Genomic DNA, 24274 nt, shown 5'->3' with positions numbered 1-24274 from the left:
ACGCACCGTTGACCGGCGTGCAGCGCGCGGCCGTGCTGCTGCTCTCGCTGGGCGAACTGGACGCGGCCGAAGTGCTGCGCCACATGGAACCCAAAGAGGTGCAGAAGATCGGCATCGCCATGGCCACCATGACCGACATCACCCGCGCCCAGGTCGAAGGGGTCATGGACCAGTTCAGCAACGAACTGGGCTCCAAGACCTCGCTCGGCGTCGGCTCGGACGACTACATCCGCAACATGCTGGTGCAGGCGCTGGGCAGCGAGAAGGCCGGCAACCTGATCGACCGCATCCTGCTCGGCCGCAACACCACCGGCCTGGACGCGCTGAAGTGGATGGACCCGCGTGCGGTGGCCGACCTGGTCCGCAACGAACACCCGCAGATCATCGCCATCGTGATGGCCCACCTGGAAACCGACCAGGCCGCCGACGCGCTCAAGCTGCTGCCCGAACGCACCCGCGTGGACGTGCTGCTGCGCATCGCCACGCTGGACGGCATTCCGCCGAACGCACTGAACGAACTGAACGAAATCATGGAGCGCCAGTTCGCCGGCAACCAGAACCTGAAGTCGTCCAACATCGGCGGCGTGCAGTGCGCGGCCAACATCCTCAACTTCATGGACAGCGGCCAGGACCAGGCGATCCTGGGTGAAATCGCACGCATCGACGCGCCGCTGAGCGGCCGCATCCAGGACCTGATGTTCGTGTTCGACGACCTGGTCGACCTGGACGACCGCGAACTGCAGCTGGTGCTGCGCGAAGTCAGCGGCGAGCGCCTCGGCCTGGCCCTGCGCGGCGCCGACATCAAGGTGCGCGACAAGATCACCCGCAACATGTCCCAGCGTGCCGCCGAAATCCTGCTGGAAGACATGGAAGCCCGTGGCCCGGTGCGCCTGTCGGATGTGGAAGTGGCGCAGCGCGAGATCCTGGCCATCGTCAAGCGCATGGCCGATGAGGGCACCGTCACCATCGGCGGCAATGCGGAGGCGATGCTGTGAACAACGCCGTGCGCTGGCTTGCCCCGGACCTGCTGGCGGTGCCCGAGCCGCCGCAGGAGGAGCAGTTCGAACTCACCGAGCCGGATCCCGAACACGAGCCGGAGCCCTTGCTGCAGCTGCCCACGCTGGAAGAGATCCAGGCGATCCAGGACAGCGCGGAGAAAGACGGCTTCGAGCAGGGGCACGCCGATGGCCTGGCCCAGGGCCAGGCCGAAGTGCGCCGCCTGATCGCACAGATCGAGGGCATCCTGGACAACTTCAGCCGGCCGCTGGTGCGGCTGGAGAACGAAGTGGTGGCCGCGCTCGGCGAACTGGCCGTGCGCATCGCCGGCACCCTGGTCGGCCGCGCCTACGAGGCCGACCCGGCCCTGCTCGCACAGCTGGTCGGCGAAGCCGTGGACGCCGTGGGCGGCGCCAACCGCGAGGTCGAGGTGCGCCTGCACCCGGACGACATCGCCGCACTCACCCCGCTGCTGCAGCTGTCGCCCACCCAACGCCTCACCGCCGACCTCAGCCTGAGCCGCGGCGACCTGCGCGTGCATGCCGAGGCCGTGCGCATCGACGGCACCCTGGAGGCGCGCCTGCGCGGCGCGCTCGATGCGGTGCTGCGCCGTTCCGGAGCCAGCGCATGATGACCGACCCCCTGCCGACGCCGGCCCCCGCCGCCGACTGGGCCGCCGCGCGCAATCTGCGCCTGGCCGCCCGCCTGGACGGCATCCAGCCCGATGGCACCCATGGCCGCGGGCTGATCCGCGAAGGCGTGCTGCGCCGCGCCGTGGGCCTCACCCTGGAAGCGGTGGGCTGCGAGTCGCCGCTGGGCGCCAGCTGCAAGGTCGAAGTGGCCGACGGTGGCTGGGTGGACGCCGAAGTGGTCGGCTTCGCCGGCGAACGCACCTACCTGATGCCCAGCGCCGAGCTGCATGGCCTGCTGCCCAACGCGCGCGTGGTGCCGGTGCTCGGCCGCGGGGGCGTGGAAGTCGGTGAAGGCCTGCTTGGCCGGGTCATCGACAGCGACGGCGTGCCACTGGATGGCAAGGGCCCGATCCGCGCCGAGGGCACGGTCAGCATGGCGGGCGTGTCGATCAACCCGCTCGCCCGCGAACCCATCACCCAACCGCTGGACGTGGGCGTGCGCGCGATCAACGCGCTGCTGCCGATCGGTCGCGGGCAGCGCGTCGGCCTGTTCGCCGGCTCGGGCGTGGGCAAGTCCACGCTGCTGGGCATGATGACCCGCTACACCGCCGCCGATGTCATCGTGGTCGGGCTGATCGGCGAACGTGGCCGCGAAGTCCGCGATTTCGTCGAAAGCACGCTGGGCGAGGAAGGCCTGCGCCGCGCAGTGGTGGTGGCCAGTCCGGCCGACCGCCCCCCGTTGGCGCGCCTGCACGGCGCCTACCGCGCCACGGCGATCGCCGAGTGGTTCCGCGACCAGGGCCTGAACGTGCTGCTGCTGATGGATTCGCTGACCCGCTTCGCCCAGGCCCAGCGTGAGATCGGCCTGTCGGTGGGCGAGCCGCCGACCACCCGCGGCTACCCGCCGTCGGTGTTCGCCAAGCTGCCGGCCCTGGTCGAACGCGCCGGCAACGGTGCCAAGGGCCGCGGCTCGATCACCGCCTTCTACACCGTGCTGACCGAAGGCGACGATCCGCAGGACCCGATCGCCGACGCGGCGCGCGCCATCCTGGATGGCCACATCCTGTTGTCGCGACGGGTGGCCGACAGCGGCCTGTACCCGGCGATCGACGTGGAGTCCTCGGTCAGCCGCGTGGTCACCGAGATCGCCGACGAGCCGTGGCGCCTGCGCATCCGCAAGCTCAAGCGGCTGGTCTCGGCGTACTCGTCCAACCGCGACCTGATCGCCATCGGCGCGTACCAGCGTGGCAACGATCCGGCCACCGACGAAGCGCTGGAGCGCTGGTCGGACATCGCCGAATTCCTCGGACAGGACGTCGGCAAGGCAGCCGACCTGCCGCACAGCCAGGCCGCACTCAAGCGCCTGGTGGAACCAGAGAGCTAAGCCATGATCCAGTCCAAGCGTTTCGATCCCCTGCTCAAGCGGGCCCAGGACCACGAAGACGAGGTGGCGCGCGACCTGGCCGAACGCCAGCGCACGCTCGACACCCACCTGTCGCGGCTGGACGAACTGCGCCGCTACGCCGAAGAGTATGCAAACGCGCAGATGGCCGCGACCAGCCCGGCGCAGCTGCTCAACCGGCGCGCGTTCCTGGACCGCCTGGACAGCGCGGTGGCCCAGCAGAGCCAGACCGTGAACAGCAACCGTGAAAAGGTCGAGGCCGAACGCGCGCGCCTGATCCTGGCCAGCCGCGACAAGGCCGTGCTGGAACAGCTGGCCGCCAGTTACCGTGCCCAAGAGAAGGTGGTCACCGACCGCCGCGACCAGCGCGAGATGGATGACCTGGGCGCGCGCCGTAGCCGCCAGGCGCAACGCGACGACAGCGACACCGGAGGTATCGCGTGATGCCCCCCGCACTGCTCGGCAGCGCCGCCGCCACCGGTACCGCCACGGCCACCGGCGCCAGCCCGCGTCCCGACAGCGCCGCCACTGGCGACCGCCGGGACTTTGACGCGATGCTCAAGGGCGACGCCAACAGCGTGGCAAAGCCCGCGGGACAACGCGCCGGCAGGTCGGGCACGCCGGACTCGAAGGGCGCACCGGCGCCCGACGCAGACGCCGCCAATCCCGGTGAGCCGGGCAAGCGCCCGGCCAGCGATGACACCATCGACGCCGGCAGCGAGGCGACTGCCGCCACGCCAGCGACCCCGGCCAAGCCCGGCGAGGCGCCGGCCGAGGACGCCGAGGCCGCGCCATGGCCACCGCTCGGCCTGGCCGGCCTCGCCCTGATCGGGCTGGCGCCGGCGGCACCGCCGGCCGCCGCAGCGCCCGCGCCGGCTCCCGGCGCCACCGGCGCGGCCACCGACCCGCTGCTGGCCGCCGCCGCAGCCACGCCGACGGCGGCCGCACCCGCGCTTCCCGTTGCGGGGGCAACGGGCGCGACCGCCTCGGCCGCAGCGCCCGCCGCGATCGTGCTGCCGGCCGATGCCGAGGGTGCCGACGACAGCCAGCTGCTCAAGGCGGTCACCGATGCCATCGCCAGCAGCGACGGCGGCGACGCGCCGCAGGCGCCGCTGCTGCACGCCCTGCATGCAGCCGCCGAGCTCAAGGGCAGTACGGCCAGCCCGGTTTTCAGCGGCAGCCCGACCGCCACCCCGGACGTGGGTGCGGATGATTTCGGCGATGCCATGAGCGCGAGGATCGGCTGGCTGGCCGACCAGAAGATCGGGCACGCGGTGATCCGGGTCACCCCGCACGACCTGGGCCAGGTGGAAGTGCGCCTGCAGATCGACGGCGACAAGGTCCACGCCAGTTTCAGCAGTGCGCATGCCGAGGTCCGGCACGCGCTGGAAACCAGCCTGCCGCGCCTGCGTGAAATGCTTGGCGAGCAGGGGTTCCAGCTCGGCAACGCCGATGTCGGCCACCAGCACACCGCGCAGGATGGCACGGCGGGCGGCGGTCAATCGGGCGCGGGCGGCGGCGACGGGGAACCGGCGTTGGCCGACATCACCGTGTCGCCGGCGCAGTTGATGCGCCAGCGTGGGTTGGTGGACGCGTACGCGTAAGCGCCACCGCGGGGTGCCGGGCGTTGGCCGGGGCCTTGCGGTGCTGGATGGGGTCGGTATGGGCCTCAGCCACGCATGGCGTGGCGCTACGGTTGGATGGTCGGTACGGGCTCAGCCACGCATGGCGTGGCTCTACGGTTGGGTGGTCGGTGCGGGCCAGCCACGCATGGCGTGGCTCTACGGTTGGGTGGTCGGTACGGCCTCAGCCACGCATGGCGTGGCTCTACGGTTGGGTGGTCGGTGCGGCCCAGCCACGCATGGCGTGGCGCTACGGTTGGGTGGTCGGTACGGCCTCAGCCACGCATGGCGTGGCTCTACGCGTTGGGTGGGTCTGTGCGGCCTTGGCCACGCGTGGCCTGGCGACACGCTGTCGCCGCGCCGCCAGAAACCCGACGCGCTGCGGCCCCGGCATTCAGGCACGGGCTTTGCATGTAGCCAGGAAGCAATCCAATGGAGCTTCCCCTCGTGGCCGCAGCCGCCGACAAAACCAAGAAATCCGCCGACAAGGACAAGGCCGCCAAGCCGCGTAGTCCGTTGTTGATCACTGCCCTGGTGGCGGTCCTGGCCGCCGGTGCCGCCGGTGGCGGCGCGTGGTATTTCGCCTCGTCTTCCCAGCACGACAGCAAGGACGCCAAGCCGACCGCCAGCAAGGCGGTGCCGGCCCCGGCGCAGTACTTCGGGCTGGAGCCGCCGTTCGTGGTCAACCTCAACAGCAGCCTCGACGGCCCGCGCTACCTGCAGGTCGAAGTGCAGCTGATGACCCGCGACCCGGTTGCGATGGAGGCGATCAAGCTGCACGCCCCGGCCATCCGCGCCAAGCTGCTGATGCTGTTCTCGCAGGTCGAGCCGAACCAGATCGCCGACCGCGCCGGCAAGGAACGCCTGCAGGCCGACTCGCTCGCCGAGGTGCAGAAGCTGCTCAAGGCCGAGACCGGCAAGCCGGGCGCCGACGAACTGCTGTTCACCAGCTTCGTCACCCAGTAAGGGCCTGCCATGAATGACCTGCTTTCCCAGGACGAAATCGATGCGCTGTTGCACGGCGTGGATTCGGGTGCGGTCGAAACCGAGGTGGATGCCGCCACGCCCGGCGAGGCGCGCAGCTATGACTTCGCCAGCCAGGACCGGATCATCCGTGGGCGCATGCCGACCCTGGAAATGGTCAACGAGCGCTTCGCCCGGTTGTGGCGGATCGGCCTGTTCAACCTGATCCGGCGCTCGGCCGAGCTGTCGGTGCGTGGCATCGAGCTGATCAAGTTCAACGACTACATGCACTCGCTGTACGTGCCCACCAACCTCAACCTGATCCGCTTCAAGCCGCTTCGCGGCACCGGGCTGATCGTGTTCGAGCCGACCCTGGTGTTCGCGATCGTGGACAACTTCTTCGGCGGCGACGGGCGCTACCCGACCCGCATCGAAGGCCGCGAGTTCACCGCCACGGAAATGCGGGTCATCCAGCTGCTGCTCAAGCAGACCTTCGCCGACCTGCGCGAAGCCTGGGCGCCGGTGATGGATGTCGAGCTGGAATACATCAATTCGGAAATCAACCCGCACTTCGCCAACATCGTGACGCCGCGCGAGTACGTGGTGGTCTGCCGCCTGCATGTCGAACTGGACGGCGGTGGCGGCGATATCCACGTCACCCTGCCCTATTCGATGCTCGAACCGATCCGCGAGCTGCTCGATGCCGGCATCCAGAGCGACCGCAACGACCGCGATGCCAGCTGGGGCGTGATGCTGCGCGAACAGCTCAACGTGGCCGAAGTCACCCTGTCCAGCGTGCTGGCCACCAAGCGCATGAGCCTGCGCGACCTGACCCGGCTGAAGATCGGCGACGTGCTGCCCATCGAACTGCCCAAGCAGGTGCCGGTGTGCGTGGAGAACGTGCCGGTGTTCACCGGTGAGTTCGGCGTCGCCAACGGCTTCAACGCGGTGAAGATCACCGCCACCCATCCCCCGGGCACCCGCCCGCGCGTTCCCGTACTGCAGGAAGACCCGCAATGAACGATATCGACACCAACGAACCGGCCCCGGCGCAGTTCACCCAGCTGCAGTCCGACGACACCACCGTCGGCGACGAGCTCAACCTGGATGTGATCCTGGATGTGCCGGTGACCCTGTCGCTGGAAGTGGGCCGCGCCCGCCTGCCGATCCGCAACCTGCTGCAGCTCAACCAGGGCTCGGTGGTGGAACTGGAACGCGGCGCCGGCGAGTCGCTGGACGTGTTCGTCAACGGCACCCTGATCGCACATGGCGAAGTAGTGGTCATCAACGATCGCTTCGGCGTGCGCCTGACCGACGTGGTCAGCCCCAGCGAACGGATCCGGAGACTGCGTTGATCGCATCGCTGCTCATCGCCGCCGGCACCCCGGCGACCAAGGTCGGCCAGCACGCGGCCGCCGCACCGAGCATGTTCGGTGCGGTGCTGGCGCTGCTGGCGGTGCTGGCCCTGATCGTCGGCCTGGGCTGGCTGCTCAAGCGCATGCCCGGCAGCGGCTTCCGCCCGGCCGAGGGCATGCGCGTGGTGGCCAGCCTCAACGTGGGCGCCAAGGAGCGCGTGGTGGTGGTGGAAGTCAACGGTGAGCAGCTGCTGCTGGGCGTGACCGCCGGCGGCATCAACACCCTGCACCACCTGCCCGAACCGCTGCCGACGCCGGCCCCGGCGCGCCTGCCCGACTTCAAACATCTCCCGAATTTCGCCCAGCTGCTGCAACAGCGGCTGCGCAAGGAACCCTGATCATGCGTGGCCCGAACGCCTCCTGGACCCGTTACCTGCCGTTGCTGCTGCTCCTGCTGCTGTGCGCCCTGCCCGCGCTGGCGATGGCCGCCCCCGGCCTGCCCGGCACGCCGTCGCTGCCGGACGTGAATGTCGGCAAGATCGGCGGCCAGGCGGTCAGCCTGCCGCTGCAGACCCTGCTGCTGATGACCGCGATCACCCTGATCCCGTCGATGCTGCTGGTGCTGACCGCCTTCACCCGCATCATCATCGTGCTGGGCCTGCTGCGCCAGGCGCTTGGCACCGGCCAGACCCCGTCCAACCAGGTACTGCTCGGCCTGGCCCTGTTCCTCACCGCGATGGTGATGCTGCCGGTGTGGCAGAAGGCCTGGGGTACCGGCATGGCGCCCTACCTCAATGGCGAGATCGACTTCCAGACCGCCTGGACGCTCACCACCGCGCCGCTGCGTGCCTTCATGCTGGCCCAGATCCGCGAGACCGACCTGATGACCTTCGCCGGCATGGCCGGGCACGGCACCTACTCCGGGCCGGACGCGATCCCGTTCCCGGTGCTCGTGGCCTCGTTCGTCACCAGCGAGCTGAAGACCGCCTTTGAAATCGGCTTCCTGATCTTCATCCCGTTCGTGATCATCGACCTGGTCGTGGCCAGCGTGCTGATGTCGATGGGCATGATGATGCTGTCGCCGATGCTGGTCTCGGCACCGTTCAAGATCCTGCTGTTCGTGCTCGTCGACGGCTGGGTGCTGGTGGTGGGCACGCTGGCCGCCAGCTTCAACGCGGTGCAGTGACATGACCCCCGAACTCGCCCTCACCGAACTGCGCGGTGGGCTGATCGTGGTGCTGTGGGTGGCCGGCCCGTTGCTGCTCACCGTGCTCATCGTGGGCGTGGTGGTCGGCGTGGTGCAGGCCGCCACCCAGCTCAACGAGCCCACCATCGCCTTCGTCGCCAAGGCCGCGGCCTTGACCGCAGTGTTGTTCGCGCTCGGCAGCCTGCTGATCGGCCATCTGGTGGAGTACACCACGCTGCTGTTCCAGCGCATTCCCCACCTGATCGGGTAGCCACGATGGATTCGGCCACCCAGATGGCGACCGACGGCCTGCAGGCCTTCGGCATGATCGGCACCATCCTGTGGACCATGCTGCGCATCGGCGCGATGATCATGGCCATGCCATTGATCGGGACCCGCGCGGTGCCCTCGCGGGTACGCGTGGTCCTGGCCGGCGCGCTGGCCGTGGCGCTGTCGCCGATGCTGCCGCCGGTGCCGGCCTGGTCCGGCTTCGATGCGGCCACCGTGTTGAGCATTGCCCGCGAACTGGCCATCGGCGTGTCGATCGGCTTCCTGCTGCGGCTGGTATTCGAGGCCGGCGCGATGGCCGGCGAGCTGGTCGCCCAGGGCACCGGCCTGGCCTTCGCACAGATGAGCGACCCGCTGCGCGGCGGCAGTTCCGGCGTGATCGGACAGTGGTTCTACCTGCTGTTCGGCCTGCTGTTCTTCACCAGCAATGGCCACCTCGCGTTGATTTCGCTGCTGATGGACAGTTACAAGGCCGTGCCGATCGGCACCTCCCTGCCCGACATCAACGCGTTCCTGAGCGCCGCGCCGACGTTTGCCCTGCAGGTATTCCGTGGCGCGCTGGGGCTGGCGCTGCCGCTCACCGTGGCGATGCTGGCGATCAACCTGGCCTTCGGCGTGCTGGCACGCGCGGCGCCGGCGTTGAACCCGATCCAGCTCGGCCTGCCGGTGGCGCTGCTGCTGGGCCTGTTCCTGCTCACCGTGCTGGCCGGGGAAATGGGACCGCCGGTGCAGCGCCTGTTCGATGCCGCCTTCCAGGCCGCCGACGGCGTGACCCATTGATTCACGCAGCCCTCACGAAATAATGCGTCGCGACACTTGCGATCCCCCCCATCGTTGGCGGTAGGCTGTCGCTACCGCCCGCGGTTGCCGGGCCGGGAGCCGCGCACGCCGGGGAAAGGCACGCGCGGCCTGCATGCCATAACGCCATTGCAGATGTGCTGACCAAGGAGAGTCATCGATGCTCGACGGCAGCTACACACCGTGGTTGGTCGTGGTTTCGCTGCTGGTCGCCATGCTCGCCTCGTTCACGGCGCTGGACATGGCCAATCGCATCACCACCGCGCCCAGCACGCGGCTGAGCCTGGTGTGGCTGCTCGGCGGTGGCTGCGCGATGGGGCTGGGCATCTGGTCGATGCACTTCATCGGCATGCTCGCCTTCCGCCTGCCGATCCCCCTGGGCTACGACCTGGCCTGGACCGCGATCTCGCTGCTGGCCGCCCTGGCCTCCTCCATCTTCGCGTTGTGGCTGGTGTCGCGCCCCACCCTGCCGCACACCCGCCTGGCGCTGGGCGCGCTGCTGATGGGCAGCGGCATCGCCTCGATGCACTACCTGGGCATGGCGGCGATGCGCATGCAGCCGGGTATCGAGTACGACCCGGCGTGGCTGGCGGTTTCGCTGCTGATCGCGTTCGCCGCATCCTGGAGCGCGCTGTTCGTGGCCTTCCGCCTGCGCCTCAGCCAACGCCGCCTGCGCCACCGGCTGCTGCCGGCGGTGCTGCTGGGCTCGGCCATCGTGGGCATGCACTACACCGGCATGGCCGCCGCCCGCTTCCAGGCCGGCAGCATCTGCGGGGCGGCGGCGGGTGACGGGCTGCAGACCCAGTGGCTGGCGGCGATCGTGCTGGTGTTGACCACCGCGATCCTGGCCGTGGTGTTGATCGTGTCCTGGCTGGACCAGCGCATGCAGGCGCAGCTGCTGCGCATCCGCAACGACATCCTGCGCAGTTCGCTGGACGATGCGCAGCAGGAACTGACCCAGGCTGCCCTGCACGACCCGCTGACCCGCCTGCCCAACCGCCTGCTGCTGCAACAGCGCATCGAGAACGCGCTGGCCGAAGCGGAGCAGCGCGGCAGCCGGTTCGCGGTGATGTTCATGGACCTGGACGGCTTCAAGCAGGTCAACGACGCCTACGGCCACCAGACCGGCGATGCGCTGCTGGTGGCGGTCGCCGAGCGCACCCGGCACCTGCTGCGCCCGTCCGACGTGCTGGCCCGGTTGGGTGGCGACGAGTTCGTGCTGGTGGTGCGCATCGACAACGACGAGGACATCGCCACCCTGGCCAGCCGCATCCTGCAGGCGATCGGCGGCGGCCCGTTGCTGCCCGACCACGACCTGCAGGTCACCGCCAGCGTCGGCATCGCGATCTGCCCCGACCACGCCGCCAGCGAGCGCCAGTTGATGGCCTTCGCCGACGCGGCGATGTACCAGGCCAAGGAGGCCGGCCGCAACGCCTACGCGGTGTTCGCCGACTGGATGAACGACAGCGCCGAGCAGCAGTTCCAGCTCCTGGCCGACCTGCGCCGCGCCATCGGCACCGAGCAGTTGTTCCTGCATTACCAGCCAAAGATCCGCGTCGCCGGACAGGGCGTCAGCGGTGCCGAAGCGCTGATCCGCTGGCACCATCCGCAGCAGGGCCTGATTCCGCCGGACCGCTTCATCCGCCTGGCCGAACGCAGCGGCGTGATCAACGAGATCGGCCGCTGGGCGCTGGACGAGGCCTGCCGCCAGCTGCGCCAGTGGCAGGACGCCGGGCATGACAGCTGGACGGTGTCGGTGAACCTCTCGCCGATCCAGTTCAGCTCCCCCCACCTGCTGCAGGAGGTGCGCCAGGTCCTGCAGACCCATCGCCTGGAGCCACGGCGGCTGGTGCTGGAGATCACCGAAAGCACGGTGATGCGCGACACCGATGCCAGCCTCAGGCTGTTGCAGGCGATGGCCAGCCTGGGCGTGGGCATCTCCATCGATGATTTCGGCACCGGCTATTCCAGCCTGCTGTACCTCAAGCGCCTGCCCGCCACCGAGATCAAGATCGACCACGCGTTCGTGCGCGACCTGGAAAACAGCTCCGAAGACGTGGTGATCGTCTCGGCGATCGTCGCCCTGGGCCACGCGCTGGACATGGACATCGTGGCCGAAGGCGTGGAAACCGCCGGGCAGCGCGCCTACCTGGAGCGGCTGGGCTGCGACTACCTGCAGGGCTACCTGCTGGGCCGCCCGGTGGACGCACAGCGCTTCATGCAACTGCACGACCACCCGCGGCCGCGGGTGGAGGTGGCGGCCGGCTATACCGGCAGCGCCAGCCGCCGGTAGGGTCGCGCCCCGGCCGACTGGCGACCGCCGGCGAACGTCCGGCGCCCCCGTCACGGAACGGTTCTTGCACCGCCCCGGGTACCCCCCCCGTGTCGTGCAGCCCATGTCCGAGAACGAACAAGCCGGCGAAAAAACCGAACAACCCACCGAAAAACGCCTGCGCGATGCCCGCGAGCAGGGCAACATCCCGCGCTCGCGGGAGTTGGCCACGGCGGCGGTGTTCGGCGCCGGCGTGCTGGCGTTGATGGCCTACTCGGGCAGCATCAGCAGCGGCGCCAAGGCCTGGATGACGCTGGCGCTCAGCCCCGAACCGGGCCTGCGCATGCATCCGCAGGCGCTGTTCGGGCACTTCGGCCAACTACTGCTGCAGCTGCTGCTGGCGATGTGGCCGCTGGTGCTCATCTGCCTGCTGGCCAGTTTCCTGGCGCCGGTGGTGATGGGCGGGTTGCGCTGGTCCAACAAGTCGCTGGTGCCCGATTTCACCCGGCTCAGCCCCATGGCCGGCATGAAGCGCCTGTACGGCCCGGAGGCGATCGCCGAATTCACCAAGTCGCTGCTGCGCATCGCCTTCGTCGGCACCGCCGCCGGGCTGGTGGTCTGGCACGGCATCCGGCCGCTGCGCGACCTGCTCAACCAGCCGCTGGAAGCGGCCATGGTGCATGGCCTGGGCTTCACCCTGAAGCTGATGCTGGCCACCGGCGGGGCAATGATGCTGCTGGCCGCCATCGATGCGCCGTACCAGCGCTGGAACTGGATGCGCAAGCTGAAGATGACCCGTGAAGAGCTGCGCCGGGAAATGAAGGAAAGCGAGGGCAGCCCCGAGGTGAAGGGCCGCATCCGCCAGCTGCAGCAGCAGCTGTCCAACCGCCGAATGATGGAAGCGGTGCCCACCGCCGACGTGGTGGTGGTCAACCCCACCCACTACGCGGTGGCCCTCAAGTACGAGGGCGGCAAGATGGGCGCGCCCACCGTGGTGGCCCTGGGCGTGGACGAAACCGCCCTGCGCATCCGTGAAGTGGCCGACGGCAACAAGGTCGCCATCGTCTCCGCCCCGCCTTTGGCACGCGCCTTGTATCGGGAAGGTCAACTTGGAAAGGAAATTCCCGTGAGACTGTATTCGGCCGTGGCCCAGGTTCTGTCCTACGTGTACCAGCTGCGCACCTGGCGCGGCGGGCCGATGCCGGCTGCGCCCAGCATCGATGTGGATGAGTTCGGCACGGGAGGCCGCCCGTGAGCGCCCAGCCCGCCGGTGCCGGCATGAACGCACGCAAGGCCCTGGACATGATCCGCAACGGCCTGGGCGCCCCGCTGATCGTGCTGGCGCTGCTGGCCATGGTGGTGGTGCCGCTGGCCGCCCCGGTGCTGGATGCGCTGTTCACCTTCAACATCGCCATCTCGCTGATGGTGCTGCTGGCGGTGGTGTACGTGAAGCGCCCGCTGGACTTCACCATCTTCCCGATCGTGCTGCTGATCACCACCATGCTGCGGCTGGCGCTGAACGTGGCCTCCACCCGCGTGATCCTGCTCAACGGCCAGAACGGCCACGAGGCGGCCGGCAAGGTGATCGCCGCGTTCGGCGAGTTCGTGATCGGCGGCAACTACGCCGTCGGTATCGTGGTGTTCGCGATCCTGACCATCATCAACTTCGTGGTCATCACCAAGGGTGCCGGGCGCGTGTCGGAAGTGACCGCCCGCTTCATCCTCGATGCCATGCCCGGCAAGCAGATGGCCATCGATGCCGACCTCAACGCCGGTTTGCTGACGCGTGAGGAGGCCAAGGCCCGGCGCGAGGAAGTGCGCGAGGAAGCGGACTTCTACGGTGCGATGGACGGTGCCAGCAAGTTCATCCGCGGCGACGCCATCGCCGGCATCCTGATCCTGTTCATCAACCTGCTCGGCGGCCTGGCCGTGGGCGTGCTCCAGCACGGCATGCCGTTCGGCGAAGCCGCCGCGACCTACACCCTGCTGTCCATCGGTGACGGCCTGGTGGCGCAGCTGCCCGCCCTGCTGGTGTCCTCGGCGGTGGCCATGCTGGTCACCCGCGCCTCGCGCTCGCAGGACATGGCCCAGGCCATGATGGGCCAGGTGTTCGGCCAGTACCGTGCGCTGACCATCGCCGCGGCGATCATGGGCGTGGTCGGCCTGGTCCCGGGCATGCCCAACGTCGCCTTCTTGACGCTGGCCGCCATCCTCGGCTTCGTGGCCTGGAAGGCCTGGAAGAAGAGCACCGCCGCAGAGCGCGTCGCCGAGACCCCGGCCGCCGGCCGCGGCGAAACCCTGGGCCTGCCCGGCGCGGCGCCCTCGCCCACCGCCGAGCTGACCTGGGACGAACTGCGCCCGGTCGACCCGCTGGGCCTGGAAGTGGGCTACCGGCTGATCCCGCTGGTGGACAAGAACCAGGGCGGCGAATTGATGGCGCGGATCAAGGGCGTGCGCCGCAAGCTCACCCACGACATCGGCTTCCTGATTCCCTCGGTGCACATCCGCGACAACCTGGAACTGCCGGCCAGCGGCTACCGCCTGCTGATCCACGGCGTGCCGGTGGCCACCGCCGACATCCACCCCGACCGCGAACTCGCGCTCGACCCGGGCAGCGCCCTGGGCACACTGGACGGCATCGCCGGCAAGGACCCCGCCTTCGGCCTGGACGCCACCTGGATCCAGCCGCACCAGCGCGCGCATGCCGAATCGATGGGCTATACCGTGGTCGACCCGGCCACGGTGGTGGCCACCCACCTGTCGCACCTGATCCGCGAACACGCCCCCGAGCTGCTCGGCCACGAAGAAGTGCAGCAGCTGCTGGCCAACCTGGCCAAGAGCGCGCCCAAGCTGGTCGAAGACCTCACGCCCAAGTCGCTGCCGCTGTCGGCGGTGGTGCGGGTGCTGCAGAACCTGCTGATCGAGCGCATTCCGATCCGCCAGCTGCGCAAGATCGTCGAGTCGCTGGTCGAGAACGCGCCCAACAGCCAGGACCCTTCGGTGCTGACCGCGGCGGTGCGCAACGCGCTGGGCCGTTTCATCGTGCAGGAGATCGCCGGGATGTCGGCGGAGCTGCCGGTGTTCACTCTCAACCCACAACTGGAACGCGTCTTGCAGGAGTCCACGCAGGGCAACGGCGCCGCGCTGGAACCCGGACTCGCCGAGCGACTGCATCAAAGCCTGGCCGAATGCGTCGGCAAGCAGGAAGCGAAGAACGAGCCGGCGGTCGTGCTGGTACCAGGCCCGGTGCGTGCCGCGCTGGCACGGCTGGTGCGCCACAGCGTCCCCTCGCTGTCGGTGCTGGCCTACAGCGAGGTACCCGAGGACAAACGGTTGAAGCTGGTCGGCACGATCAGCTGACGCCGGAACCCCGACGGTGATGCGCCAGAAAACAGACACACCCCCATTCGATATCAACGCAGCAGGACATAAAGGGAAACCCGGACCGTGCAGACCACCGACAACCAGCGCTTCCCTTCCACCACCCCGCCGCCCCAGTCCCGGTACCACAGCATGAAAATCAAACGCTTCGTCGCCTCCGATATGCGCTCGGCCATGAACCTGGTACGCAAGGAACACGGTCCTGATGCGGTGATCCTGTCCAACCGGCGGATCGAGGAAGGCGTGGAGATCGTGGCCGCGGCGAACTATGACGAAGGCGCCGTGCAGCGTGCCCTGGAAGCGGCCCGCAAGGATGTGGCGCCGGCGCCGGCCCCGCGACCACGCAATGCCGCCGATGCGGTGATCGCCGCGGTGACCCGCCGCAAGCCGGTCGCCGCCGCCGAGCCGGTGGCCGCCACCACTTCCGCCGTGGCCGCGCTGGCCCGCGCCGCGGTCGGCGCGACCGGTCGCACCCTGGATTCGGCCAACGAAATCGTGCCGCCGCGCGGCAGCACCGGCTTTGCCGCCACCCTGGCGCAGGCCGTCGCCCCGTCGCTGCGCGCCGCCGCTCTGCCGGAGCAGATCTTCGCCCCGTTCAACGTCGAACAGGCCGCGGCCGCCTCCCCGGCGCCGGTGGAGACGCTGGCCGCGATCGTCGAGGCTGCACCGGTCGCCGCACCGGCACCGGCACAGATCAACCGCGCGCGCTTCATCATCGACCCGCCGCTGGACGACGAACCGCACTTCCAGATGCACGTGCCTGCCGCACAGGTGGCGATGCCGCCGCTGCCGGTGAGCGTCACCGTGCCGGCGATCCCGGCCCCGGTCGCGATCCCGGCCCCGGTCGCGATCCCGGCCCCGGTCGCGGCCCCGGCCATGGTCGCCGCACCGGCACCGGTGCAGGCCGCGGTGCCGGCCCCGAATGCATTCGAGCCGCGCCTGGACGCGCCGGCCATGGTCCAGGAACAGGTTGGCAGCGCGCCGGTCGCAACCGCGCCGGTGGCCGTGCCGGCCCCCGCCGAACCGGCCCAGGTCCAGGCCCAGCCGCTGCCCGCCGCCGAGCTGGTGGTGGTGCCGCGCGATGACGAAGAACTGCGCCAGCTGCGCCATGAAGTGGCCGGCATGCGTCAGGTGATCGAACGCGAGATGCACCGCTTCACCGACGAACGCCTGCGCGGCTCGCCGGTGCGTGCCGCCGCCCTGGACCTGATGGACGAATACGGCTTCGACGCCGGCATCAGCCGCGACGTGGCCATGCAGATCCCGCTGGACACCGAAGCCCACCGCGGCCGCGGGCTGATGCTCGGCCTGCTGTCCAAGAAGCTGCCGATCGCCCCGGTCGACCCGCTGGAATCGGGCGGCGTCATCGCCCTGGTCGGCCCGACCGGCGCCGGCAAGACCACCACCATCGCCAAGCTGGCCTCGCGCTTCGCCGAGAAGCACGCCGCCCGCGACGTGGCCCTGGTCACCACCGACACCGGCCGCATCGGCGCCCGCGAGCAGCTCTACGGCTTTGGCCGCCAGCTCGGCATCGCGGTGCACGAGGCCAACAGCGGCAGCGACCTCAACCAGCTGCTGGAGCGCCTGCAGGACTACAAGCTGGTGCTGATCGACACCGCCGGGCTGGGCCCGCGCGACCGCGCCCTGGCTGCCCAGCTGCACTGGCTGCGCGCCGCCCAGCAGATCCGCACCCTGCTGGTGCTGCCGGCCAACACCAGCTTTGGCGACATGGACGAAGTGGTCCGCCGCTTCAGCGCCGCCAACCCGCAGGGCGTGGTGCTGAGCAAGCTGGACGAAACCGGCCGCTTCGGCACCGCCCTGTCGGTGGCCGTGGACCACCGCCTGCCGATCACCTGGGTCACCGATGGCCAGGACGTTCCCGAAGACCTGCACCGGGCCAGTGCGGCCAATCTTGTACTTCGCCTTGAAGATTTGCGCCGCGCGGCCGATATGCCCTGCAACCCGGAGTTGAACCATGCCGTCGCGTGAGTATGCCAAGCTGACCAAGACCTTCCCGCTGTCGGCCACCCGCAGCCAGCCGCTGGGCCCTGTGCGCACCATCGCCGTCACCGGCGGCAAGGGCGGCGTGGGCAAGACCAACGTGTCGGCCAACCTGGCCGTGGCGCTCGCCGACATGGGCAAGCGCACGCTGCTGCTGGACGCCGATCTCGGGCTGGCCAACATCGACGTGATCCTGGGCCTGCAGCCCAAGGTGACCCTGGCCGACCTGGTCGCCGGGCGCTGCACCCTGGAAGAAGTGATCCTGGAAGGCCCGGGCGGCGTGCTGGTGGTGCCGGCCGCGTCCGGCCGCCGCCACATGGCCGAGCTGCAGCCGGCCGAGCACGTGGGCCTGGTCAACGTGTTCTCCGAACTGGAGCGTGAGCTGGACTTCATGGTGGTGGACACCGCCGCCGGCATCACCGACGGCGTGCTGACCTTCTGCCAGGCCGCGCAGGACACCGTGGTGGTGGTCTGCGACGAGCCGGCCTCGATCACCGACGCCTACGCGCTGATCAAGGTGCTCTCGCGCGAGCGCGGCGTGGACCGTATCCAGGTGGTGGCCAACATGGTCCGCGACCCCAACGAAGGCCGCGTGCTCTACGAAAAGCTGACCCGGGTCTGCGAGAAATTTCTCGCTGATGTCTCGCTCAACTACCTGGGCTGCGTGCCGCAGGACGACTGGCTGCGCCTGTCGGTGCAGCGCCAGCAGCCGGTGGTCAAGGCCTACCCCTCCAGCCCGGCCGCGCAGGCGATCACCGAGATCGCCCGCCGCACCGCCCGCTGGCAGGCACCGACCGAGCCGCGAGGCGGGGTCGAATTCTTCCTGGAACGCATCCTCAAACAACGCGGGGTGACCGCATGAAAGGCGCCGCACAATACAAAGAGGTGCAACGCACGGCCGCCAACGAGTGCATCGCACAGCACTCCGACCTGGTCCGGCGGATCGCCCACCACCTGGCCGCCCGGTTGCCGGCGAGCGTGGAAGTGGATGACCTGATCCAGGCCGGCATGATGGGCCTGATCGAGGCCTCGCGCAGCTACGACGCCGACCAGGGCGCCTCGTTCGAAACCTATGCCTCGATCCGCATCCGCGGCTCGATGATCGACGAGATCCGCCGCGGCGACTGGGTACCGCGTTCGGTGCACCGCCGCGCCCGCGACGCCGCCTCCACCATCCGCCGCCTGGAGCAGAGCACCGGCCGTGCCGCCAGCGCCACCGAAGTGGCCGCGGCGATGGACATGCCCCTGCCGGACTACCTGCGGCTGATGGAAGACGCCGCGCGCGGCCAGGTGCTGAGCCTGGAGTCGCGGATCGAAGACCAGGGCGAGCTGGATACCGTCGCCCAGGGTGGCCCGACCCCGCAGCAGGTGCTTGAGCGCGGCGAATTCGGCCGCGAGCTGGGCAATGCGATCGGGCTGCTGCCCGAGCGCGAGCAGCTGGTGCTGTCGCTGTACTACGAGCAGGAACTGAATCTGAAGGAGATCGGCGCGGTACTCGGTGTCAGCGAGTCGCGCGTCTGCCAGATCCACGGCCAGGCGGTCCTGCGCCTGCGTGGCCGACTGAAGATCTTCGAGGCGGCCGACGCCGGCCTCGAGAACCATTGATACCGAGGAAAGTGCTTTGAACAAGAACATGCGTATCCTGATCGTCGACGATTTCTCGACCATGCGTCGTATCGTCAAGAACCTGCTGGGCGATCTGGGCTTCACCAATACGGCCGAAGCCGAGGACGGGCATGCCGCGCTGTCTCTGTTGCAGAGCCAGTCGTTCGATTTCGTGGTCACCGACTGGAACATGCCGGTGATGACCGGGATCGACCTGCTCAAGGCGATCCGCGCCGACGCCAAGCTGAAGACGTTGCCGGTGCTGATGGTGACCGCCGAAGCCAAGCGCGAGCAGATCATCGAAGCGGCCCAGTCCGGCGTCAACGGCTACATCATCAAGCCGTTCACCGCCCAGACCCTGGAAGAAAAGCTCGGCAAGATCTTCGAACGCCTGGCGGCGAGCGCCTGATGGAAACCCTCCGCGACAAATCGGCGCTGGTGCAGCGCCTGCAGGATGCCCTGGCCGCGCTGGAAAGCGGCGACGAAGCCGGCTGGCGGCGGGAAATCGACGCGCTGGCCGCGTTGCGTACCCAGCCGATGATGGCCGGGCTGAACCGGCTCGCCCGCGAGTTGGGCCAGGCGTTGGGCGAACTGCCCAGCCTGCCCAGCGAGGCCGGCGAACTGGACGATGCCTGCGCACGCCTGGACCACGTGGTGGCGATGACCGAGCAGGCCACCCACCGCACCCTGGACCTGGCCGAGGAATGCCGCACGCTCACCGAGCAGCTGCGCGCCAATGGCTTGACGGCCGACCAGGACCAGCAGCTGGACCGGATCCGCCACAACCTCACCGAGATCGCGCTCACCCAGAGCTACCAGGACCTGACCGGGCAGATCATCCGCCGCGTGGTGGGCATCGTGCGCCGCGTGCACGAGGGCTTCGGCGCGCTCGGCCTGCCGCCGCAGGACGACAGCGCGCACAAGCGCGACAACGGCCTGGCCGGCCCGGCCGTGAACGGCCTGGATCGCCACCAGGTGTCACAGGTCGACGCTGACGACCTGCTTTCCGATTTGGGGCTGTAACACCATGAGCGCTGTTCCAGACGATATTGCCGCCGATTTCATCCTCGAGGCCCAGGAAATCCTGGATCGCCTCGGCGAACAGCTGGTGTCGCTGGAGCAGTCGCCCCAGGACAGCGACCAGCTCAACGCGGTGTTCCGCGGCTTCCACACCCTCAAGGGCGGTGCCGGGTTCCTCGGCATCCAGGCCATGGTCGAACTGTGCCACGCCGCCGAGGAAACCCTGGGCATGGCGCGGTCGGGCAAGGCGGTGCTGCAGGCCCATCACTTCGATGCGGCCCAGCAATCGCTGGACTACCTGCAGTCGATGCTCGATTCGGTCTCGGCCGGCACCGAGCCCGGCTATGCGCCGCCGGAGCTGATCGCGCAGTTCGACGTCAACGGGCCGGCCACGCCGGCGCCGGTGGCCGCCGCTGCGGCGGCACCGACCAGCGGCGAGTTGATCACCGACGACGAGTTCGAGGCCCTGCTCGACACGTTGCACGGCGGCGCGGCGCCCACCGCCGTGGTGCCGGCGAACAAGGCCAATGACGGCCTGATCGGCGAAGACGAATTCGAGGCCCTGCTGGACCAGCTGCACGGCGGCGCCGCCCCGGGCGCCAAGGCCGTGGCCGCCGCACCGGCGCCGCGCGCGCCCGCCGCCGCCCCGGCCCTGCCGGCCAAGCCGGCGGCCAACAAGCCGGTGGCCGAAGCCGAGCACACCGTGCGCGTGGACACCAAGCGCCTGGACGCCATCGTCAACCTGATCGGCGAACTGGTGCTCTCGCGCAACCGCCTCAAGACCCTGCGCGCGCGCCTGCACGACGAAGAACTCGACCGCGCCGTGTCCACCCTGGACATCGCCACCGCGCGACTGCAGTCGGCGGTGATGCGCACCCGCATGCAACCGGTGGGCAAGGTGTTCTCGCGCTTCCCCAAGGTCGCCCGCGACGTCGCCCGCAACCTGAAGAAGGAAGTCGAGCTGGAGCTGGTCGGCGCGGAAACCGAACTGGACCGCAACCTGGTCGAAGCGCTCGCCGACCCGCTGGTGCACCTGGTCCGCAACGCCATCGACCATGGCATCGAGACCCCGGAGCTGCGCGAAGCCCAGGGCAAGCTGCGCAGCGGCCACGTGCGCCTGTCGGCGCAGCAGGAAGGCGACTACGTCAGCATCGAAGTGCAGGATGACGGCGCCGGCATCGATCCGGAACGGCTGCGCCAGAAGGCGCGCGAGAAGGGCCTGATCGATCCCGAAGCCGCTGCCCGCCTGAGCAGCGAGGAATGCCTGCACCTGGTGTTCCTGCCCGGCTTCTCGACCAAGCAGGAAGTGACCGATATTTCCGGCCGTGGCGTCGGCATGGACGTGGTGCAGTCGCGCATCCGCGAACTCAGCGGCCAGATCCAGATCCAGTCCGAACTGGGCCGCGGCAGCCGCTTCATGATCCGCGTCCCGCTCACCCTGGCCATCCTGCCCACCCTGCTGGTGCAGGCCGGCGAGGACGTCTACGCCCTGCCACTGGCGCGCGTGATGGAAGTGCTGCACGCGCCCAATACCTCGCTGGGCTGGTTCGACGGCCGCGCCGTGCTGGATCGCAAGTCGCACACCCTGCCGCTGGTGGACCTGCGCCATTGGCTGGCGGTGGAGCCGGCCGCCTCGCCGCTGCTCACCATCGTGGTGCTGCAGGCCGGCGAAGCGCGCTTCGGGCTGGTGGTGGACCAGGTCCGCGGCCGCGAGGAAGTGGTGATCAAGCCACTGCCCAAAGCCCTGCGCGGGCTGCGCGGCTATGCCGGCGCGACCCTGATCGGCGACGGACGGATGTCGCTGATCCTGGACGTGGACGGGCTGCGCACCCCGCACGATTGACCGCCCTGCCCCCTGCAAAAGTGTGACCGCTGCAACACCTGCCGCCGTCGGTGTCTCAAGTCCCATTCACACAAGCCGATAACGGACCCATGGACAGACTCAGCCTCATTGGACTTTTCCTCGCCCTGGCCTCGCTGGTCGGCGGCAGCATCCTCAAGGGGGCCGGCCTGGCGTCGCTGTGGTCGCCGGCGGCATTCGTGATCGTGATCGTGGGCACCATCGCCTCGATCCTGCTGCACACCTCGCCGGCGGTGTTCAAGCACGCCTTCAAGATCGTGCGCTGGGTGATCCTGCCGCCGAGCAGCGACCGCCATGAGCTGATCCGGCAGATCGTCGACTGGAGCAACATCGCCCGTCGCCAGGGCCTGCTGGGCCTGGAGGCGCAGGTGGACGCGCAGAGCGACCCGTTCCTTCGCAAGGGCCTGCAGTTGCTGGTCGACGGCGTGGAGCCGGAGACCATCCGGCACATGATGGAAATCGAACTGAGCAGCCAGGAGCACCAGGACCTGGCCGCGTCCAAGGTGTTCGAGGGCATGGGCATCTATGCCCCGACCCTGGGCATCATCGGCGCGGTGCTCGGCCTGATCGCGGTGATGAAGAACCTGGCCGACCCGAGCAAGCTCGGCCACGGCATCGCCGCCGCCTTCACTGCCACCATCTACGGCATCGCCTCGGCCAACCTGCTGTTCCTGCCGGTGTCGGCCAAGCTCAAGAGCGTGATCCACCACAACAGCCGCGACCGCGAAATGATCATCGAAGGGTTGATCTCCATCGCCCAGGGCGAGAACCCGCGCAACATCGAAACCAACCTGTCCGGATTCCTGCACTGACATGGCCCGCCGCAAGCACCACGAAGAGCACGCCAACCATGAGGCCTGGGCGATCCCCTATGCCGACCTCATGACGCTGCTGCTCGCCTTCTTCGTGGTGATGTACGCCATCTCCTCGCTCAACGAGGGCAAGTACCGGGTCATGGCCGATGCGCTGACCACCGCCTTCGGCGGCGCGCCGCGCACCATCAACCCGGTGCAGGTGGGCAACCAGCAGGTGCAGGGCGGCGGCTGGGACAGCCCGTCGGTGATCAAGGCCGGCAACCGCGTCGGCCCCTCCGCGCCCTCGCCCTCCAACGACCCCACCCTGCTGCCGGCGATGGCCTCGCAGATGCGCATGCCGGTCTCGGTGCGCAACCAGGAACAGCTGCAGCGTGCCGAGCGCCAGCTCAACACCATCGCCGACAAGCTCACCGCCACGCTGGCCCCGCTGATCGAGCGCGGCATGATCACCGTGCGCCGCACCGAGCTGTGGATCGAGGTGGAGATCAACAGCGACATCCTGTTCCCGACCGGCTCGGCCACGCTGGACGTGCACGCGCGCGACACGCTCTCCACCTTGGCCCAGGTCCTGCGCGATGCGCCCAACGGCGTGCGCGTGGAAGGCCACACCGACAACGTCCCGATCGCCACCTCGCTGTTCCCCTCCAACTGGGAACTCTCGGCCGGGCGCGCGGCCAGCGTGGTGCACCTGTTCGCCGACCAGGGCCTGCAGCCGGCGCGGCTGGCCATGGTGGGTTACGGCCAGTTCCGCCCGCGCGAGGACAACGCGACCGCCGAAGGGCGCAACCGCAACCGCCGCGTCATGGTCATCATCCTGGCCGACACCACGCGCGGCGCAGACCCGATCGGGCCGCAGCTCAGCGCGCAGACCGACGCGCCGCCAACCGCCAGGCCGACCACCCCCTCCGTACCCCCCCTCGCCCCGGTGCAGTTGCCACCGGTGCCGGCCGGCAGCCGCGTTGGCGCCGCCGTTCCCCCTGCAATGAAGGAGTGAACCGAATGCGCATCTGGGCAATCGCCAATCAGAAGGGCGGCGTGGGCAAGACCACCACCACCCTGGCTTTGGGCCGTGGCCTGGCCACGCTCGGCCACCGCGTGCTGTTGATCGACCTCGATCCGCACTCTTCGTTGACCCGCGCCTTCGGCGTGCCGCTGGACCCGCCGCCGCAGGGCGTGCTGGAACTGTTCGGCGCACCGCCGGCCGAGCTGGGCACCCTCGGCCATCGCAGCGACATCCCGGGCCTGGACTACGTCTGCGCGCAAGCCGCGCTGGCCACCCTGGAGCGACGCAGCGCCAACCAGCCCGGCCTCGGCCTGGCCCTGCAGAACGCCCTGGCCCGCCACCATGGGCAACACGATTACATCCTGCTCGATTGCGCGCCCACCCTGGGGCTGCTGATGATCAACGCGCTGGCCGCGGCCGACCGGCTGATCATCCCCACTCAGGCCGAGCCGCTGGCATTGCACGGCCTCGATGGCATGGTCCGCACCGGTGAAATGGTCGAGCGCTCGCGCCGCCGTCCCCTGCCGATGTCGATTCTGCCGACCCTGTTCGATCGCCGCACCCGCGCCGGCAATGAGACGGTCAAGCTGATGCAGGACAAGCACGGCCAGCGCGTGTGGGAAGACGCGATCCCGGTGGACACCCGCATCTGCAACGCGGCCAGCCTGACCGTGCCGCCGCAGTCGGAGGACTACCCCGGTCGCGGCCTGGCCGCGTACCGGCGTGCGCTGGAATGGATCCTGGCCGACGACGCGCTGCAGATGGAGCGCGCGGCATGAACACCGCCGGCGTGCTCGACGACTACCTGGAGCAGCTGCTCGGCGATGCCGTGCCCGCCGCGCCCGCTCGGGAGGAACTGTCCGTCGCCCCGGCGGCGGGGGTGGCCGCCCAGGACGGCGCTGAAGCAGCCGGTGTCGCCCTGGCGATCAGTGCCGAATTTGCCGGGTCGGCTGCCGGCGACGTCGAGGCTGCGCCTGCGCCGGACGCGGCCGTTGCGGTCGGCCACGACACCCCGACCTCACCGGGCGCGCCGGCCCATCTGGCGCTGCTCGACGAGCTGATGAACGATCCGGC

General features: G+C 69.4%; 23 protein-coding genes and 1 pseudogene. All 24 read left to right on the top strand.

Features of this window, described 5'->3' with window-relative positions:
* Positions 1 to 8: 8 nt before the first annotated feature.
* The 24 genes and pseudogenes from fliG (at position 9) to M2421_RS00330 (ending at position 23979) form a co-directional block, all read left to right on the top strand.
* Positions 9 to 995, top strand: coding sequence for a flagellar motor switch protein FliG (gene fliG / locus M2421_RS00445; RefSeq protein ID WP_259203514.1), 987 nt, complete (start codon positions 9 to 11; stop codon positions 993 to 995).
* The gene (locus M2421_RS00440; RefSeq protein ID WP_259202546.1) at positions 992 to 1627 is read left to right on the top strand and encodes a FliH/SctL family protein; all 636 of its coding nucleotides are present in this window, start codon (positions 992 to 994) and stop codon (positions 1625 to 1627) included. The genes fliG and M2421_RS00440 overlap by 4 nt, the downstream gene beginning before the upstream one ends.
* The gene (locus tag M2421_RS00435) at positions 1624 to 3012 is read left to right on the top strand and encodes a FliI/YscN family ATPase (protein WP_259202544.1); all 1389 of its coding nucleotides are present in this window, start codon (positions 1624 to 1626) and stop codon (positions 3010 to 3012) included. The genes M2421_RS00440 and M2421_RS00435 overlap by 4 nt, the downstream gene beginning before the upstream one ends.
* Before the next feature lie 3 nt (positions 3013 to 3015).
* A complete protein-coding gene (gene fliJ, locus M2421_RS00430; protein WP_259202543.1) occupies positions 3016 to 3474 on the top strand; it encodes a flagellar export protein FliJ in 459 nt (152 codons plus the stop codon).
* Entirely contained in the window at positions 3474 to 4634 is a 1161-nt protein-coding gene (locus M2421_RS00425) for a flagellar hook-length control protein FliK (protein ID WP_259203512.1), read from the top strand. The genes fliJ and M2421_RS00425 overlap by 1 nt, the downstream gene beginning before the upstream one ends.
* A 450-nt stretch (positions 4635 to 5084) precedes the next feature.
* Entirely contained in the window at positions 5085 to 5618 is a 534-nt protein-coding gene (locus M2421_RS00420) for a flagellar basal body-associated FliL family protein (RefSeq protein WP_259202541.1), read from the top strand.
* 9 nt (positions 5619 to 5627) lie between these two features.
* Positions 5628 to 6635 carry a flagellar motor switch protein FliM gene (gene fliM, locus M2421_RS00415; protein WP_259202540.1) on the top strand — a complete coding sequence of 336 codons (1008 nt, stop codon included), beginning with the start codon at positions 5628 to 5630 and terminating at the stop codon, positions 6633 to 6635.
* On the top strand, positions 6632 to 6970 hold the full coding sequence (gene fliN, locus M2421_RS00410) for a flagellar motor switch protein FliN (RefSeq protein WP_259202538.1): 339 nt from the start codon (positions 6632 to 6634) through the stop codon (positions 6968 to 6970). Before fliM ends, fliN begins: the two co-directional genes overlap by 4 nt.
* Positions 6967 to 7368 carry a flagellar biosynthetic protein FliO gene (gene fliO, locus M2421_RS00405; RefSeq protein WP_259202536.1) on the top strand — a complete coding sequence of 134 codons (402 nt, stop codon included), beginning with the start codon at positions 6967 to 6969 and terminating at the stop codon, positions 7366 to 7368. Before fliN ends, fliO begins: the two co-directional genes overlap by 4 nt.
* Before the next feature lie 2 nt (positions 7369 to 7370).
* Positions 7371 to 8156, top strand: a complete 786-nt coding sequence (gene fliP / locus M2421_RS00400) for a flagellar type III secretion system pore protein FliP (RefSeq protein WP_259202535.1) — start codon at positions 7371 to 7373, stop codon at positions 8154 to 8156.
* Position 8157: 1 nt separating this feature from the next.
* Positions 8158 to 8427, top strand: coding sequence for a flagellar biosynthetic protein FliQ (locus M2421_RS00395; protein WP_259202533.1), 270 nt, complete (start codon positions 8158 to 8160; stop codon positions 8425 to 8427).
* 5 nt (positions 8428 to 8432) lie between these two features.
* Positions 8433 to 9224, top strand: a complete 792-nt coding sequence (gene fliR, locus M2421_RS00390) for a flagellar biosynthetic protein FliR (RefSeq protein ID WP_259202532.1) — start codon at positions 8433 to 8435, stop codon at positions 9222 to 9224.
* A gap of 178 nt (positions 9225 to 9402) precedes the next feature.
* A complete protein-coding gene (locus M2421_RS00385; RefSeq protein ID WP_259202531.1) occupies positions 9403 to 11535 on the top strand; it encodes an EAL domain-containing protein in 2133 nt (710 codons plus the stop codon).
* Between the two features lie 103 nt (positions 11536 to 11638).
* Positions 11639 to 12769 (top strand): flagellar biosynthesis protein FlhB, encoded by a 1131-nt coding sequence (flhB, locus tag M2421_RS00380; protein ID WP_259202530.1) that lies wholly within the window; start codon positions 11639 to 11641, stop codon positions 12767 to 12769.
* 23 nt (positions 12770 to 12792) lie between these two features.
* Positions 12793 to 14874 (top strand): flagellar biosynthesis protein FlhA, encoded by a 2082-nt coding sequence (gene flhA, locus M2421_RS00375; RefSeq protein WP_259203511.1) that lies wholly within the window; start codon positions 12793 to 12795, stop codon positions 14872 to 14874.
* Positions 14875 to 15027: 153 nt separating this feature from the next.
* A complete protein-coding gene (gene flhF, locus M2421_RS00370) occupies positions 15028 to 16884 on the top strand; it encodes a flagellar biosynthesis protein FlhF (protein WP_259202528.1) in 1857 nt (618 codons plus the stop codon).
* Positions 16871 to 17758 carry a MinD/ParA family protein gene (locus M2421_RS00365; RefSeq protein ID WP_259202527.1) on the top strand — a complete coding sequence of 296 codons (888 nt, stop codon included), beginning with the start codon at positions 16871 to 16873 and terminating at the stop codon, positions 17756 to 17758. Before flhF ends, M2421_RS00365 begins: the two co-directional genes overlap by 14 nt.
* A complete protein-coding gene (locus M2421_RS00360) occupies positions 17755 to 18501 on the top strand; it encodes an RNA polymerase sigma factor FliA (RefSeq protein WP_259202525.1) in 747 nt (248 codons plus the stop codon). The genes M2421_RS00365 and M2421_RS00360 overlap by 4 nt, the downstream gene beginning before the upstream one ends.
* 16 nt (positions 18502 to 18517) lie before the next feature.
* Positions 18518 to 18910: a chemotaxis response regulator CheY gene (gene cheY / locus M2421_RS00355; RefSeq protein WP_256776952.1), complete on the top strand. Its 393-nt coding sequence runs from the start codon at positions 18518 to 18520 to the stop codon at positions 18908 to 18910.
* On the top strand, positions 18910 to 19524 hold the full coding sequence (locus M2421_RS00350) for a protein phosphatase CheZ (RefSeq protein WP_259202522.1): 615 nt from the start codon (positions 18910 to 18912) through the stop codon (positions 19522 to 19524). Before cheY ends, M2421_RS00350 begins: the two co-directional genes overlap by 1 nt.
* A gap of 4 nt (positions 19525 to 19528) precedes the next feature.
* Positions 19529 to 21364 (top strand): chemotaxis protein CheA, encoded by a 1836-nt coding sequence (locus M2421_RS00345; protein WP_259202521.1) that lies wholly within the window; start codon positions 19529 to 19531, stop codon positions 21362 to 21364.
* 89 nt (positions 21365 to 21453) lie between these two features.
* Positions 21454 to 22194: a flagellar motor protein gene (locus M2421_RS00340; protein ID WP_259202520.1), complete on the top strand. Its 741-nt coding sequence runs from the start codon at positions 21454 to 21456 to the stop codon at positions 22192 to 22194.
* Position 22195: 1 nt separating this feature from the next.
* A pseudogene (gene motD / locus M2421_RS00335) lies at positions 22196 to 23023 on the top strand (flagellar motor protein MotD); the annotation flags it as partial.
* Between the two features lie 173 nt (positions 23024 to 23196).
* Positions 23197 to 23979, top strand: coding sequence for a ParA family protein (locus tag M2421_RS00330; RefSeq protein ID WP_259202518.1), 783 nt, complete (start codon positions 23197 to 23199; stop codon positions 23977 to 23979).
* The last annotated feature ends 295 nt before the right edge of the window (positions 23980 to 24274 follow it).

It is taken from the genome of Stenotrophomonas sp. BIGb0135, from assembly GCF_024810105.1.
Taxonomy (GTDB): Bacteria; Pseudomonadota; Gammaproteobacteria; order Xanthomonadales; family Xanthomonadaceae; genus Stenotrophomonas; species Stenotrophomonas maltophilia_AB.
This window is presented reverse-complemented; position numbering and strand designations above follow the sequence as displayed.